Here is a 13,503-nt window from a genome sequence, read left to right as displayed (position 1 = left end):
TTTCATGCTTTATATTTGATTAACATTATGCCAGACTTGTCCGCATCTCACTTGCCACCGGCCGATCGCACGGTTTTTTTCGTTTCCGATGGAACCGGCATTACCGCAGAAACCTTTGGCCATTCCGTTTTGACGCAATTCGAGTTGCGATTCAAGCAAATCCGTCTGCCGTTCATCGACACTCTCGACAAAGCGCACGAAGCCGTGCGCGACATCAATGAAGCGTGTGAGCGCGACGGCAAGCGTCCAATTGTGTTTTCCACCCTTGTGAAGTCTGAACTATCTTCCGTGATTCGCCGATCAAAGGGCATGCACATGGATTTGATCCAGACGTTTGTCGAACCGCTGGAACAGGAACTGGGAGTCAAGTCGACCCATACCATTGGGCGTAGCCATAACATCGCTGATTCGGACGACTACAAGAATCGTATCGAAGCGATTAATTTCTCACTCGCACATGACGACGGCCAATCCAACCAGAATCTTGCAGCAGCGGACGTAATCCTGGTGGGCGTGTCACGATCAGGGAAAACGCCGACCAGCCTCTACCTGGCAATGCAATACGGGGTAAAGGCAGCCAACTATCCATTAATTCCCGAGGATTTCGAACGCGCCAAGCTGCCCCGCGATTTGCTGCCTTACAAAAGGAAGATTTTCGGCCTCTCCATTGCCCCTGACCGCCTCTCCGAGGTGCGCAACGAACGTCGACCGGGGAGCAAGTATGCGTCGTTGGAAAACTGCCGATATGAAGTAAATGAAGCCGAAAAAATGATGCAGCATGAAGGCATCCGTTGGATGTCGTCGACAGCAAAATCCATTGAAGAAATTGCAACAATGATTCTTCAGGAGATCAAGTCCGAAAATCCGTCGTATTAGCCTCGAAGCGGCCTCCGCTCCATCCCCTCCAACCCTTGTCTTTAATACAAAAGCCGCCGTGTAGATGCACGACGGCTTTTTTGTTTCATTTCTTTTTATTCTGGAACTCTGACAAAAAACCTTACACAAAGCTTACAAATTGGGTATAAATAAAGGAAAGACGAATGGAGGCAGACATGGATCTCATGCTGATTGAACTGGTATTGTGGGGCGGGCTGCTCTTCTTCTTCTGGGCGCTGAAGGACGGATTGGGAAACGTCGAATCGGATATTGAATCGCTGGGACTCTTGCCCAATGCAAAAAATGCCCTGTCATCCCAGGAAGATGCGGGGGCCTCGCACCCTGAGCGTGTCGCAGAAGTGATAGGCAGTTATCGCGATGCCCAGATTTACCGCTACGCAGTTATCCAAGGACGCACTTATCAGTTTGATCACATCTGTCCGTTCGAACGCGACATCAAGCTCGACGCCGGAGAGCGCTATGTTGCGCCTGGACTGATCTATCAGGAGTGTTGGAACAAGCCCGCCGATTCTATCTGACGGCTATATCGCAACTTTTTGCCGCACCTGCTCAAAGAAACACACCGCCGCACTTGCGGCAACATTGAGTGACTCGACAGAACCCAAGTGCGGAATCGCCACTTGGCTGGTTGCCATTCCCAGCAGATCTTCCGACACGCCCTGCCCTTCATGGCCGAACAACCAGGCGACCGGTTGGCTTAGATCGAGATCATAGATCCGCTGGCTAGCATGTGAACTAGTCGCCAGTATCGGGATCGTGGCGTGCCGCAGCAGCGCAACGAGGTCGACGTTCTCGTGAATCTTGAGCAAGAAGTGCGCACCCATTCCCGCCCGCAGAACCTTGGGCGACCAAGCGAGTGCCGTGCCTTTACCGCAAAATACCGACTCTATTCCTGCAGCCGCCGCACTGCGAAGAATGGAGCCCAGGTTACCCGGATCTTGCAGTCTGTCGAGTAACACTGCGGACCGTGTCAGTTTTTCAGGCACTGCCGTTTGCGGCGTATCGATCACAAATAGCAGGCCTACACCATGCTCAACCTGACTCAATGTCTGGTACAAGGCATCCGGCAATTCAATGCACGGCACATGCGCGGATTCACACTGACGGACGATGTCAGCCACTTCCGCGTGTGCGAATGAATTCTCGCTGAGGATGCACATGGGTGGCATACCGACGTTCTGCAGATAAGTCTGGCAAAGATGAATGCCGTCCAACAAGGTGCGCGCACTCTTGCGCCTGGCCTGCGAACTCGTGGCCAGCAGCTTCAGCTCCTTGTACAGCGGATTCTCGCGCGAGCTGATGATCTTCATGATGCTCGCAGATTGTTGTCGCGCACCTCAATCCGTGCCGCCTCAATCAGTTCTCGCACCGGCGCATACGACTTGCGGTGCACGGGCGATACCCCATGCATTCGCAAGCGCTCCAGGTGCATTGGGGTCGGGTACCCCTTGTGCTGATCGAATCCGTACTGAGGATATTCGATATGCAAAGCCATTAAAGCAGCATCACGCGCCGTCTTGGCCAGAATCGACGCTGCCGAGATCGCCGGAACCTTGTCGTCACCCTTCACAATTGCCTCGGAACGGATCGGCATTACCGGACATCGGTTTCCATCGATAAGCGCCAGCGTTGGGATCACGTGCAAGCCTTCGATTGCCCTTCGCATCGCCAGCATCGACGCCTGCAAGATGTTGAGCTTATCGATTTCGCTTTCCGAACATTGCGCTATCGACCATGCCAGTGCATCGGCCTTGATCTGTTCGGCGAGGGAATCGCGCCGCGCTTCGGTCAACTTTTTCGAGTCCCGCAGACCGGCGATCGGCTTCGCGGGATCGAGAATCACGGCAGCGGCAAATACCGCACCTGCCAAAGGGCCTCGCCCCGCTTCATCCACGCCGCAAATCAGCTCGTCGGCGTAATCAAAAAGCGGCAAGCTCGAAGTATCCGATTTCATGAATTCGCCGAACGTCCGATCAGTTGAAGAACTGCCTGCGCGCTTTCCTTGGCGGTATCACGCAGCAGAGCGTGATGCATTTCGGTGAAGCGATGGTACAAGTTCTCGCGATGCTGCTCGTCGTCCAGCTGCTTCCAAAGCGCATCCGCAAGCTGCTCCGGCGTCGCCGCGTCTTGCAGCAATTCGGGCACGACAAACTCCCGCGCAAGAATGTTCGGCAAACCGACCCAAGGCTGATACCCCATGTGACGCAGAATTGCCCACGAGGCCCGCATCATCTTGTATGCGATCACCATCGGTTTCTTGAACAGCGCCACTTCCAAAGTCGCAGTACCGGATGCCACCAGAACAGCATCTGCGGCGGCAATCGCGGTATGCGAACGCCCCGCCACTACCTGAATAGACACCTCCGTCAAGCCCGCCTTGGATAGCAACTCGTTGAAGTAGGCCTGTTGCTTATCGCCTGCCATGGGCACAACAAATCGAATGGAAGAATCGCGCTGCGCCAGGCGCTTTGCAGCGCCGATAAACGCAGCCGTGTTGTACTTCAATTCGGACATGCGACTGCCCGGAAGAATAGCCACGACCCGCGCATCAGCCGGCAAGCCAAGTTCCACTCGCGCGGCGGCGGTGTCGGGCTCCATGGGGATCACTTCCGCCAATGGATAGCCAACGTAGGTAACCGGAACTCCCGCTTTGCGGTAAATCTCTTCCTCGAAAGGGAACACCACAAGCATGTGCGAGACCGCGCGTGCAATCTTCTTGATGCGTCCGCCACGCCACGCCCAGATTGAAGGGCTGATGAAGTGCATCGTAGGGATACCGGACTGCTTCAATTGTGCTTCCAGGCCAAAATTGAAATCGGGCGCATCCACACCAATGAAGACAGCAGGTTTTTCCGCCAGCAGTTGGTCGCGTAAATTATTCTGGATCCCTTTGATTTCGCGGTAATGGGCAAGCACTTCGAACAATCCGCGTACCGACAGTTTTTCCATCGACCAGTCGCTGCGAAAGCCATACTCCGCCATCCTGGAACCGCCGATGCCGTGGATCAGCGCGTCAGGAAGCTGCGGTCGCAAGCCGGAGAGCAAGCGACTTGCAAGCAGATCGCCTGAACTTTCTCCAGCGACCATCGCAATGGAAAGTTTATCGGACGATGCCACGAGTCGCGCTGTCGAGGAATTCACGCATCAAGCGCAATTGGATGGCGGAATGTGAGGAATCCGCTTCTGCCTTGGCAAGTTCCGTCTTGGCTTCTTCCAGCGTTAACCCGGATTTATAAATCAGCTTGTAGGCATTGCGGAGCGCGCCGATCTGCTCCCGCGAAAAACCGCGACGCTTGAGCCCCTCGATATTGATGCCATGTGCTGACGCGGGGTTGCCGGACAATAGAACAAATGGCGGAACATCCTGGGTGAGGCTGGTATTCATTCCCACGAAAGCGTGGTCACCGATCTTGCAGAATTGATGGACGGCAGCAAACCCGCTCAGGATGACCCAATCACCAACATGTACATGTCCCGCTAGACTGGCATTATTGGAAAAGATGGTGTTATTGCCGACCACGCAGTCATGCGCAATATGGACGTATGCGAGGAGCCAGTTATCGCTGCCGATCCGGGTGACTCCTTCATCCTGCGTCGTACCGAGGTTGAAGGTGCAGAACTCGCGAACCAGGTTGCGATCACCGATTTCCAGTCGCGTCTGCTCGCCCGCATACTTCTTGTCTTGCGGTGCGCCGCCAATCGATGAAAACTGGAAAAACGTATTGTCGCATCCGATGGTCGTATGACCGTCAATCACGACATGCGGGCCAATCTTGGTGCGGGCGCCGATCTTTACATTCGGGCCAATGATCGAGTAGGCACCGACCTCGACCGAATCATCAAGTTCCGCCTTCGAATCGACAATCGCAGTCGGATGAATCATTGTCATTACTGCCCCGCTGGCTGGCTGGCGTCCGTGGCGCTGCGCATGGTACACATCAGTTCGGCTTCGACCGCGACCTGTCCGTCAACACTTGCCTGCGCCTTGTATTTCCAGATGCCGCGTGCCGTGCGCAAAATCTCCACCTGCATCCTGAGCTGATCACCTGGCTCAACAGGTCGCTTGAAACGCGCGCCGTCTATGCCGACAAAGTAGACCACGCTGTTGTGGTCAGGTTTCTGGCCCATGGTCAGGAACGACAGCAAGGCCGCAGTCTGCGCCAGCGCTTCGATCATCAAGACACCGGGCATGACCGGCTTGTGCGGGAAATGTCCGTTGAAGAATTCTTCATTCACGGTCACATTCTTGATCGCGGTAATCGACTTGCCGGACTCCCACTCCAGCACGCGATCGACGAGAAGCATCGGATATCGATGCGGAAGATATTCCTTGATTTGGGTGATATCGAGAGTTTTCATTACTTTTTTTCGGTGAGCGATTTAATAGTTTTTTCCAGCTCGCGAATTTTCTCACGCATCGATCCCAAATTGCGCACAATCGCCGCTGTTTTTTCCCATTCGGCATTCTTTGCCAGAGGATAGAAGCCCGTGTAATGGCCCGGTTCAAGAATGGAACGCGACACCATACTGGCAGCAGAGATATGCACGTTATCGACAATCGTCAATTGTCCGAGCACCATCGCTGCGCCGCCGAACGTGCAATATTTGCCAATTTTTGCACTCCCGGCGACACCAACACAGCCTGCCATCGCCGTATGAGCACCGATATGGCAGTTATGTCCAATATGGATCTGGTTATCCAGTTTAACGTCGTCTTCGATAATCGTGTCTGCCAGCGTACCGCGATCGATAGTCGTGCTAGCGCCGATCTCGACATCATCACCAATCACGACCCGCCCCGTCTGCGGAATCTTGACCCAGGTCCCCTTGTCATTGGCAAAACCGAATCCATCGGCTCCAATGACGGCGCCCGAGTGGATAATGCCGCGTTGCCCGATTTCGCAGCCCGCATAAAAACTGACATTTGCGTAAAAGTGCGTGCGTCCGCCGACCTTGGCGTCGCGCCCGATAAAACAACCTGCCTCGATAATCGCGTGTTCCGCAATGACGACGTTGGCATCAATTGTTACGTGCGGGCCGATATACGCAGTTGGGTCGACTTCCGCATCAGGATGGACTGTTGCACTGGAATGGATGCCAGGAACGAGCGGTATCGCCGCCTGCTCGGCAAAGAACTGAGCCGCGCGCGCAAAGTATGCGTATGGATTGTGCGTAATGATACGTGCGCCCGAATAGCTGGCGCCGATCGCGGGGTCGTCTGCCTGGGACAGGATCAGTGCTGCGGCTTTTGTCTGCGCCGCTTGTGAACGCAGTTTGGGATTGGAGAGAAACGTCATCTGCGACGAATCCGCCGTATCCAATGGCGCGATGCCGGTCACTGTCGTGTTGGCATCGCCAATCAGTTGGCCTCCCAAGCGATCGACCAATTCTTGCAGCCGAATGCTCATTGCGGCCCTTTTCAATGATTACTTGCCGTTGAGCGCCTTGAGCACTTTGTCTGTGATGTCGATACGCGGGCTTGCATAGACCGCTTCCTGGAACACGATGTCGTACTTTTCCGTTTCAGCGATTTGCTTGATCACTTTATTCGTACGCTCGAGGACGATCGCCAGCTCCTCATTCCGACGCTGATTCAAGTCCTCGCGGAACTCACGTTGTTTGCGCTGGAAGTCCTTGTCCAGATCCGCCAGATCACGCTGGCGCTTGACTCGGTCCGACTCGGACAAGACCGCGGCATCCTTGTCGAGTTTTTCAGACATGGACTTCAGTTTGCTGGCCATTTCCTGCAGCTCTTTGTCGCGGCGCGAGAACTCCTGTTCGATCTTTGCCTGCGCGGCCTTTGCCGGTGCCGCCTCACGGAAAATCCGCTCCGTGCTGACGAAGCCGACTTTGGATTCCTGTGCCTGCGCACTCGCCAGCGGCATCAAAAGCGCCGCAAGAAGAGCCATGCACTTGAGCGATACCGATGATGTGGTTAGAGACTTCAAGGTCATTCTCCGCAAAACAAATTACTATTATGCCACTAGAATCCAGTGCCAAGCTGGAACTGGAACCGCTGTTTGCGATCACCCGCCTTTGCATTCAAAGGCATGCCATAACTCAGCTTCAATGGACCAATGGGCGACACCCAACTGATGCCCAGACCGGCGGAGTAACGCAGTTCGGAAACCTGCGGTCGGACCCCTTCCGCAAATACGTTACCAAGATCCGCAAATGTAAACCAACGCAATGTACGGTCATTTCCCGATCCTGGGAAAGGGAACTGCAATTCAGCATTGGCGATGATACGGGACGTACCGCCCAATGGGTCGCCGTTGGCTGCACGAGGGCCAAGCGAGGAACCTTCATAGCCGCGAACCGAGCCAATACCGCCTGCATAGAAGTTCTTGAAAATCGGATACGGCTTGCCGCCCATTCCGCGGCCATAATCAAACTCGCCATTCAAGGCCAAGGTCACGGCACGGAAGAGTGGCCGGAAATATTGATGTTGATAGACGGCACGGTAGTAACGCAATGTGCCTGCCGGCGCCACCTCGAAGTTGACGCGCTGATACCGTCCTACGGTCGGTACAAGTGCACTGTCGCGGCTGTCGCGCTGCCATGCCGCGGTCAGCGGGAAACTGGTCGTTCCTGCGACGGTGCCGTCACCGAAATCGGTCACATACCGTTTGTAAAGCTCGGGGCTGTCATTATGCCCCGGCACGCCTGTGTATGTCGTTACATCGGTACGCTCGATACCCGCGCCAAAGAAGACGGTATCGAGCTCCGAAAACGGCACGCCGAACCGGATGTTTGCACCTTTCGTTTGAACCATGTAATCGCCGGTGTTCACTTCAGGCGGACGCATCGTTCGTAAAAAGACCTCGTAACTACGGCTGACGCCATCGTCCGTAAAGTACGGCGTCGTCTGTGACAAGGCAATCGTCTTGTTGAGCTTGCTCGTATTGACATCCAGGCCAAGTGTATTGCCACTGCCAAAGGCGTTGGCCTGCTGAATAGAGCCGGTCAGCATGAGCTTGTCGCTGCTGGAGAAGCCGGCACCCAGCATGATGTTGCCAGTGGGCTTTTCAGCGACGGTCATGTTGATGTCAACCTGATCGGTTGAACCCGGCACTTCCGGTGTTTCGATATTGACTTCCTTGAAGTAGCCGAGACGATCCACGCGGTCGCGCGACAAACGGATCTTTTCGCCGTCATACCAGGAGTCTTCGAATTGACGAAACTCGCGCCGAATGACTTCGTCACGTGTCTTCGTATTGCCGGCGACGTTGATCCGGCGCACGTAAACACGTTTTCCCGGATCGATCAGGACAGTAAAACTGACTTCCTTCTTATCACGATTGATTTCCGGGTTCGCGTTGACGTTAGCGAACGCGTAGCCAAAATTTCCCATGCGTTCGGAAATTTTCTTTACGCTTTCCGCGAGTTTTTCGCCGGAATAAACATCTCCGCGCTTCAATTGGACCAGAGATTTCAGTTCTTCTTCGCGGCCGAACATCTCACCTTCCAGCTTGACGTCTCCAACCGTAAATTTTTCACCTTCGTTAATATTGATGGTGATGTAAATATCTTTCTTGTCCGGCGTGATCGATACTTGGGTCGATTCGACCTGCATCTCTAGGTAACCGCGATTCAGGTAAAACGAACGCAGAGTTTCAATATCGCCTGTCAGCTTCTGCTTGGAATACTGGTCGGCCTTCGTGTACCAGGTAAACCAGCCCGGCGTAGAAAGATTCAGCAATCCCAACAGTTCCTTGTCGGAGAACACCTTGTTGCCGACAATATTGATCTGCTTGATGCGAGCGACCTCGCCCTCATCCACGGCAAATGTGACATTGACGCGATTGCGTTCGATCGGCGTCACCGTAGTGGTGATCTGCACGCCGTACAGCCCGCGCGAAAGGTATTGCCGCTTGAGTTCCTGTTCAGCACGGTCAACCAATGCCTTGTCGAAGATCCGCGACTCGCCGAGTCCGATATCCTTCAATGCCTTGGTCAGTTGCTCCTTGTCGAATTCCTTGATGCCGGAAAAGTCGACGCTTGCAATGGCAGGACGTTCTTCGACGCTGACGACGAGGACATTGCCTTCGACTTCAATTCGCACATCCTTGAAAAAACCGGTTGCGTAGAGCGCCTTGATCGCTGCAGCACCTTTTTCATCGGTATATGTTTCCCCGACACGAACCGGCAGATAACTGAAAATGGTGCCAGCCTCGGTACGCTGAATTCCTTCTACACGAATATCCTTGACGACGAAAGGATCTACAGCAAGCGCATGGCCTGCGCAAAGGGCAAAGGCGGCAATGGCAATGAGGCGACGAGGGAAAAAAGGCTGAGGAAAACGCTCGAAATGTAATTTCATCGGTTATTTTATTATCAATGTTTTCGCCAGCCGCCCGTCCTCTGACAAGCTGGCAAAAACTCAGGACATGAGCCGAACGATGTCATTAAAGATGGCAACCGCCATCAATGTCATCAAAATGCCCACGCCTGCACGCTGGGCCAATTCTCCGAACCGTTCGGGAATGGCCCGTCCGGTCAAAAGTTCCAGCGAATAATACAGTAAAAGCCCCCCGTCTAAAACCGGAATGGGAAGCAGATTCATCACACCCAAACTGATGCTGATAAACGCGATGAATGTCAGGTAGCTGATGACGCCGACCCTTGCAGTCTGACCTGCGTAATCGGCAATCGTGATCGGCCCGGTAATATTCTTCCAGGAAACTTCGCCGACTAGCATTTTACCAAGCATCTTTAGCGTGAGTGCACTGGTATCCCAGGTCTTTCGGACGGCCTTCGCTACGGCGGGTAGCGGCGATTCGCTGGCAATGACCATTTCCGGTGCGAGCGGAACCTCGACCTTGATGCGGCCATAGCTCTGATTGTTCTTGCTGTACGATTCGGGCGTGATCGCAATATGAAATTCCTCGCCCTTACGCAAGACGCGGAGATCAAGTTGGCGACCGGCGGAGGCACGAACGAGTTCAACAAATGCGAGCCCGTCGACAATGGGGCGACCATTTACTTCGAGCACACGATCACCCTCGCGCAGCCCGGCCTTCATCGCAGGCCCATCCGGCATGATCTTCGCGAGCGTCGCCGGTGGGCGGGCCAAGTCAATCCCCAGTTTCGAGAGGAAGTCGCCTTCAAGATCCTCGGTTGACAATCCGTCGAGCCGCACCGTGATACTGCCGGAAACATTGCCACCGGATGGCGCAGGATTGGCCCGCTGCACTTCAAGCTCTGCAGGCGCTTTTTCGATGGCTAGCTGCATCAGCTTCCAACGCAGATCCGACCAAACTCGGACCCGCTCACCGTTTACAGAGGTGATCAGTTCGCCGCCGCGCAGGCCCGCCTGATACGCTGCGCTCTTCTCGGGGACTGTCCTTAGTCGTGTGGTCGGCTCGGGAACTCCATAGGTGTACAAGCCGGCAAACACGGCGATCGCCAGCAAGAAATTGGCAAGCGGTCCGGCTGCGACAATGGCGATGCGTTTCAATACCGGCTGCCGTGTGAATTCCCGCTTCAAGTCCTCAGCCGGAAGATTGCTCAAATCCTGCTCACGTGCATCGAGCATTTTCACATAGCCGCCGAAGGGCAACACGGAAAGCGCCCACTCGGTTTGATCCGGTCCAATCCGCCGCGAGTAGACAATCCGCCCCATGCCGATGGAAAAACGCAAAACCTTCACCCCGCACCAGCGCGCCACCCAATAATGACCAAGCTCGTGCACCATAACCAGTACGCCGAGCGCCACGAGAAACGCTATCACCGTCTGCAGCAAAGTCATGTTTTCGCTATCTATGAAATGAGGGAATGAGCGGCCTCCCGCGCGCGACCATCTTGTTCCAGCAGTGAATTGATGTCGGTGACTTCGCCATGCGCGACAGTCTCCATTACCTGCGCGATCACTCGGTCTATTGCGCGAAAGCCAATTTTTCGATCCAAGAATGCTTGGACAGCAACTTCATTGGCCGCGTTCAGTATAGCCGGCGCACTGCCACCCGCCAACAAGGCATCGTATGCGAGCTTCAGACAAGGGAATCGCCCAAAGTCCGGGCGTTCGAAAATCAACTGGCCGATTTGCGCAAGGTCCATGGCGCTGACGCCGGACGCAATGCGTTCTGGATAGGCCAAAGCATGGGCAATGGGCGTTCGCATGTCAGGATTGCCCAACTGTGCCAGCACCGACCCGTCAACATAGGAAACCATGGAGTGAATCACGCTTTGGGGGTGAATCACGACTTCGATTTCACTTGCTGCAGCGCCAAACAGCCAATGGGCCTCAATAACCTCCAGACCCTTGTTCATCATTGTGGCCGAATCGACGGAAATCTTTCGCCCCATTACCCAGTTCGGGTGAGCAACAGCTTCTTCGGGCGTCACATTTTCCAGTGTTTCGACGGCGCGCTTAAGGAATGGCCCGCCAGATGCCGTCAGAAGAATTTTTGCAACGCCATGGCCAGCCGGGACACGCGAATAGGACGCGGGCAGGCACTGAAAGATGGCATTGTGCTCGCTATCAATCGGCAACAATGTTGCTCCGCTCTTCCCCACGGCGTCCATGAACAATCGCCCGGACATGACCAGTGCCTCTTTGTTCGCCAGCAGAATCTTTTTCCCCGTCTTGGCCGCCGCCAACGTCGGCGCCAATCCTGCCGCGCCAACAATGGCCGCCATCACCACATCGCACGCCGGCGCGCTTGCGGCCGCGCATAATGCGGCCTCGCCATAGGCCACTTCCGTCTTGATACCTTTTTCCGCGAGCACTCGGACCAAGGTTTCAGCCGCCTGCGCCGTTCCGACAACCGCGACCTGAGGCTCGAAATGCTCGCATTGCACAGCCAGTTCAGCCACTCGATGATGCGCCGTCAGCGCAAAGACGCGATAACGGTCAGGATGGCGTCCAATCACGTCGAGCGTGGATACGCCAATTGAACCAGTCGAGCCAAGAATTGTAATCTGCTGCATTCCGTCTACCTACTTAAATCCATGAGTCGAACAAGACGGCAAGCGGCAAGGCCGGAATCAACGCGTCGATCCGATCCAGAACACCGCCATGGCCCGGCAACAAGTTGCTACTGTCCTTCATACCCGCGCGACGTTTGAGTTGCGATTCAAACAGGTCACCGACAACGCTTGCGGCAACCATGATCGTCATGACAAGGCCAAAGCCAAGCCAACCTGATTTTGTGACGAGACGGGTGGCAAACGTATCAGCGAACGCCGGATGCAATGTGGAGATGCCAGTGAGGATCAGCACTGCCAACCAGCCGCCGATTGCACCTTCCCATGATTTGCCGGGAGAAATTGAAGGCGCAAGCTTGTGCTTTCCAAACGCCTTTCCAGAGAAATATGCCCCGATATCCGCTATCCAGACAATTGCCATGACGGAAAGCAGGTAGAGCGGAGAATGCTGAAACAAGACGACGATCGCAAGAAAGCATCCGAGGATGGCAATACCGTAAATGCCGTTGAGGAGGCGGTTGCCGAAACCCTCCAGCGCGGGCAACCCAATCGATAAGGAAGGCGCCAACCGAATTGCCCAGATCGCAGCACATAGGCCGAACAGCAAGGTGGTCGAATCGGGAGCATCTCGGTACACAAGAAGCACGAAAGCTAAGGTCCACAGCGCCGCGCCGACCAAAGGTCGTCGATTATGAAACAACCTGAAGCTCTCCCATGCCGCAGCGGCGAAGAATGCCGCAGCGACCAGGATGAAGAAGGGATAGGATTCGGAATAAACGACCGATAGCAGAATCGCCAGCAATACCAACGCCGTGACAACACGCGTTTTCAGCATCACGACGCCTTTTTCTGTTCAATCAATTGCTCGCTGGTACGGCCGAAGCGGCGTTCGCGTTGCTGATAAGATTCGATTGCCCGATCCAGCGCCGCGGCATCAAAATCAGGCCAGAAAGTTTCCGTGAAATAGAACTCGGTATAAGCAAGCTGCCAGAGCAGGAAATTCGAGATGCGCTCTTCGCCGCCGGTGCGAATGAAAAGGTCGGGCTCGGGAGCATAGGCCATCGACAAGTATGGGCCCAGCTGTTCTTCCGTGAACTCCGTTGTCCCAGGGTGTGCTGCAATCATCTTGTTGACTGCCTGCATGATGTCCCAGCGCCCGCCGTAGTTCGCGCAGATGGTGACGGTCAAGCGGCGATTTTCCGCCGTGCGACGTTGAGCATCGGCGATCAGCTTTTGCAGTTTTGCGTCGAATCGGCTCAGATCTCCGACCACTTTCAGCCGGATCCCATTCGCATGCATCTTGGACACCTCACGTTCCAAGGCAGTGACAAACAATCGCATCAAGAGAGAAACTTCATCAGCGGGACGGCGCCAATTCTCGGAACTGAACGCAAAAAACGTCAGGTATTCGACACCCCGCGCAACGCAAGCCTCGACAATGGTGCGTACCGATTCGACTCCCTTGCCATGTCCCGCAACACGCGGCATGAAGCGCTTGGTTGCCCAGCGACCATTGCCGTCCATGATGATGGCAACGTGTCGCGGCACAGAGGAAACGGCAGGTATCGCCAAAGTTGAACTCAAATGCTTCATGAGGTGGAAAGAGCCTGAAAGAGGTTTATTTTGAGGTGCTTCACGAACAACGAACCAGAAAGCATACCCTAATGTGTAATACCT

At 54.8% G+C, this 13,503-nt stretch carries 14 protein-coding genes; 2 read left to right on the top strand and 12 right to left on the bottom strand.

Translation table 11 applies throughout. The features are described from left to right. The first annotated feature begins 27 nt into the window (after positions 1–27). Both ppsR and VJ651_RS17775 read left to right on the top strand, forming a co-directional pair. Entirely contained in the window at positions 28–876 is an 849-nt protein-coding gene (gene ppsR / locus VJ651_RS17780) for a posphoenolpyruvate synthetase regulatory kinase/phosphorylase PpsR (protein ID WP_136417318.1), read from the top strand. Between the two features lie 176 nt (positions 877–1,052). Beyond that, a complete protein-coding gene (locus VJ651_RS17775; protein ID WP_324108719.1) occupies positions 1,053–1,415 on the top strand; it encodes a hypothetical protein in 363 nt (120 codons plus the stop codon). Positions 1,416–1,418: 3 nt separating this feature from the next. Here VJ651_RS17775 and VJ651_RS17770 read toward each other — a convergent pair whose 3' ends face one another. Genes VJ651_RS17770 through uppS form a run of 12 tightly spaced genes read right to left on the bottom strand, consistent with a single transcriptional unit; the run spans position 1,419 to position 13,419 of the window. Further along, on the bottom strand, positions 1,419–2,207 hold the full coding sequence (locus tag VJ651_RS17770) for an RNA methyltransferase (protein WP_324108718.1): 789 nt from the start codon (positions 2,205–2,207) through the stop codon (positions 1,419–1,421). After that, positions 2,204–2,851, bottom strand: coding sequence for a ribonuclease HII (gene rnhB / locus VJ651_RS17765; RefSeq protein ID WP_324108717.1), 648 nt, complete (start codon positions 2,849–2,851; stop codon positions 2,204–2,206). Before rnhB ends, VJ651_RS17770 begins: the two co-directional genes overlap by 4 nt. Then, entirely contained in the window at positions 2,848–3,984 is a 1,137-nt protein-coding gene (lpxB, locus tag VJ651_RS17760) for a lipid-A-disaccharide synthase (RefSeq protein ID WP_324108903.1), read from the bottom strand. Before lpxB ends, rnhB begins: the two co-directional genes overlap by 4 nt. 13 nt (positions 3,985–3,997) lie before the next feature. Beyond that, a complete protein-coding gene (gene lpxA / locus VJ651_RS17755; RefSeq protein ID WP_324108716.1) occupies positions 3,998–4,786 on the bottom strand; it encodes an acyl-ACP--UDP-N-acetylglucosamine O-acyltransferase in 789 nt (262 codons plus the stop codon). After that, positions 4,786–5,256 carry a 3-hydroxyacyl-ACP dehydratase FabZ gene (fabZ, locus tag VJ651_RS17750; protein WP_324108715.1) on the bottom strand — a complete coding sequence of 157 codons (471 nt, stop codon included), beginning with the start codon at positions 5,254–5,256 and terminating at the stop codon, positions 4,786–4,788. The genes lpxA and fabZ overlap by 1 nt, the downstream gene beginning before the upstream one ends. After that, positions 5,256–6,305 carry a UDP-3-O-(3-hydroxymyristoyl)glucosamine N-acyltransferase gene (gene lpxD / locus VJ651_RS17745; protein WP_324108714.1) on the bottom strand — a complete coding sequence of 350 codons (1,050 nt, stop codon included), beginning with the start codon at positions 6,303–6,305 and terminating at the stop codon, positions 5,256–5,258. Before lpxD ends, fabZ begins: the two co-directional genes overlap by 1 nt. Before the next feature lie 18 nt (positions 6,306–6,323). After that, a complete protein-coding gene (locus tag VJ651_RS17740; protein ID WP_324108713.1) occupies positions 6,324–6,851 on the bottom strand; it encodes an OmpH family outer membrane protein in 528 nt (175 codons plus the stop codon). Positions 6,852–6,880: 29 nt separating this feature from the next. Beyond that, positions 6,881–9,220: an outer membrane protein assembly factor BamA gene (gene bamA / locus VJ651_RS17735; RefSeq protein WP_324108712.1), complete on the bottom strand. Its 2,340-nt coding sequence runs from the start codon at positions 9,218–9,220 to the stop codon at positions 6,881–6,883. 60 nt (positions 9,221–9,280) lie between these two features. Continuing rightward, positions 9,281–10,648, bottom strand: a complete 1,368-nt coding sequence (gene rseP, locus VJ651_RS17730; RefSeq protein ID WP_324108711.1) for an RIP metalloprotease RseP — start codon at positions 10,646–10,648, stop codon at positions 9,281–9,283. An 11-nt stretch (positions 10,649–10,659) separates the two neighbouring features. Then, positions 10,660–11,829, bottom strand: a complete 1,170-nt coding sequence (gene ispC, locus VJ651_RS17725; protein WP_324108710.1) for a 1-deoxy-D-xylulose-5-phosphate reductoisomerase — start codon at positions 11,827–11,829, stop codon at positions 10,660–10,662. Between the two features lie 13 nt (positions 11,830–11,842). Continuing rightward, positions 11,843–12,661, bottom strand: coding sequence for a phosphatidate cytidylyltransferase (locus VJ651_RS17720; protein WP_324108709.1), 819 nt, complete (start codon positions 12,659–12,661; stop codon positions 11,843–11,845). Continuing rightward, entirely contained in the window at positions 12,661–13,419 is a 759-nt protein-coding gene (uppS, locus tag VJ651_RS17715) for a polyprenyl diphosphate synthase (protein WP_324108708.1), read from the bottom strand. Before uppS ends, VJ651_RS17720 begins: the two co-directional genes overlap by 1 nt. Positions 13,420–13,503: the final 84 nt, after the last annotated feature.

The sequence above is a fragment of the Noviherbaspirillum sp. genome, from assembly GCF_035254865.1.
In the GTDB taxonomy this organism is placed as follows: domain Bacteria; phylum Pseudomonadota; class Gammaproteobacteria; order Burkholderiales; family Burkholderiaceae_D; genus Noviherbaspirillum.
Note: the sequence above shows the minus strand (reverse complement) of the source record. Positions and strands in the feature narration are given on the sequence as shown.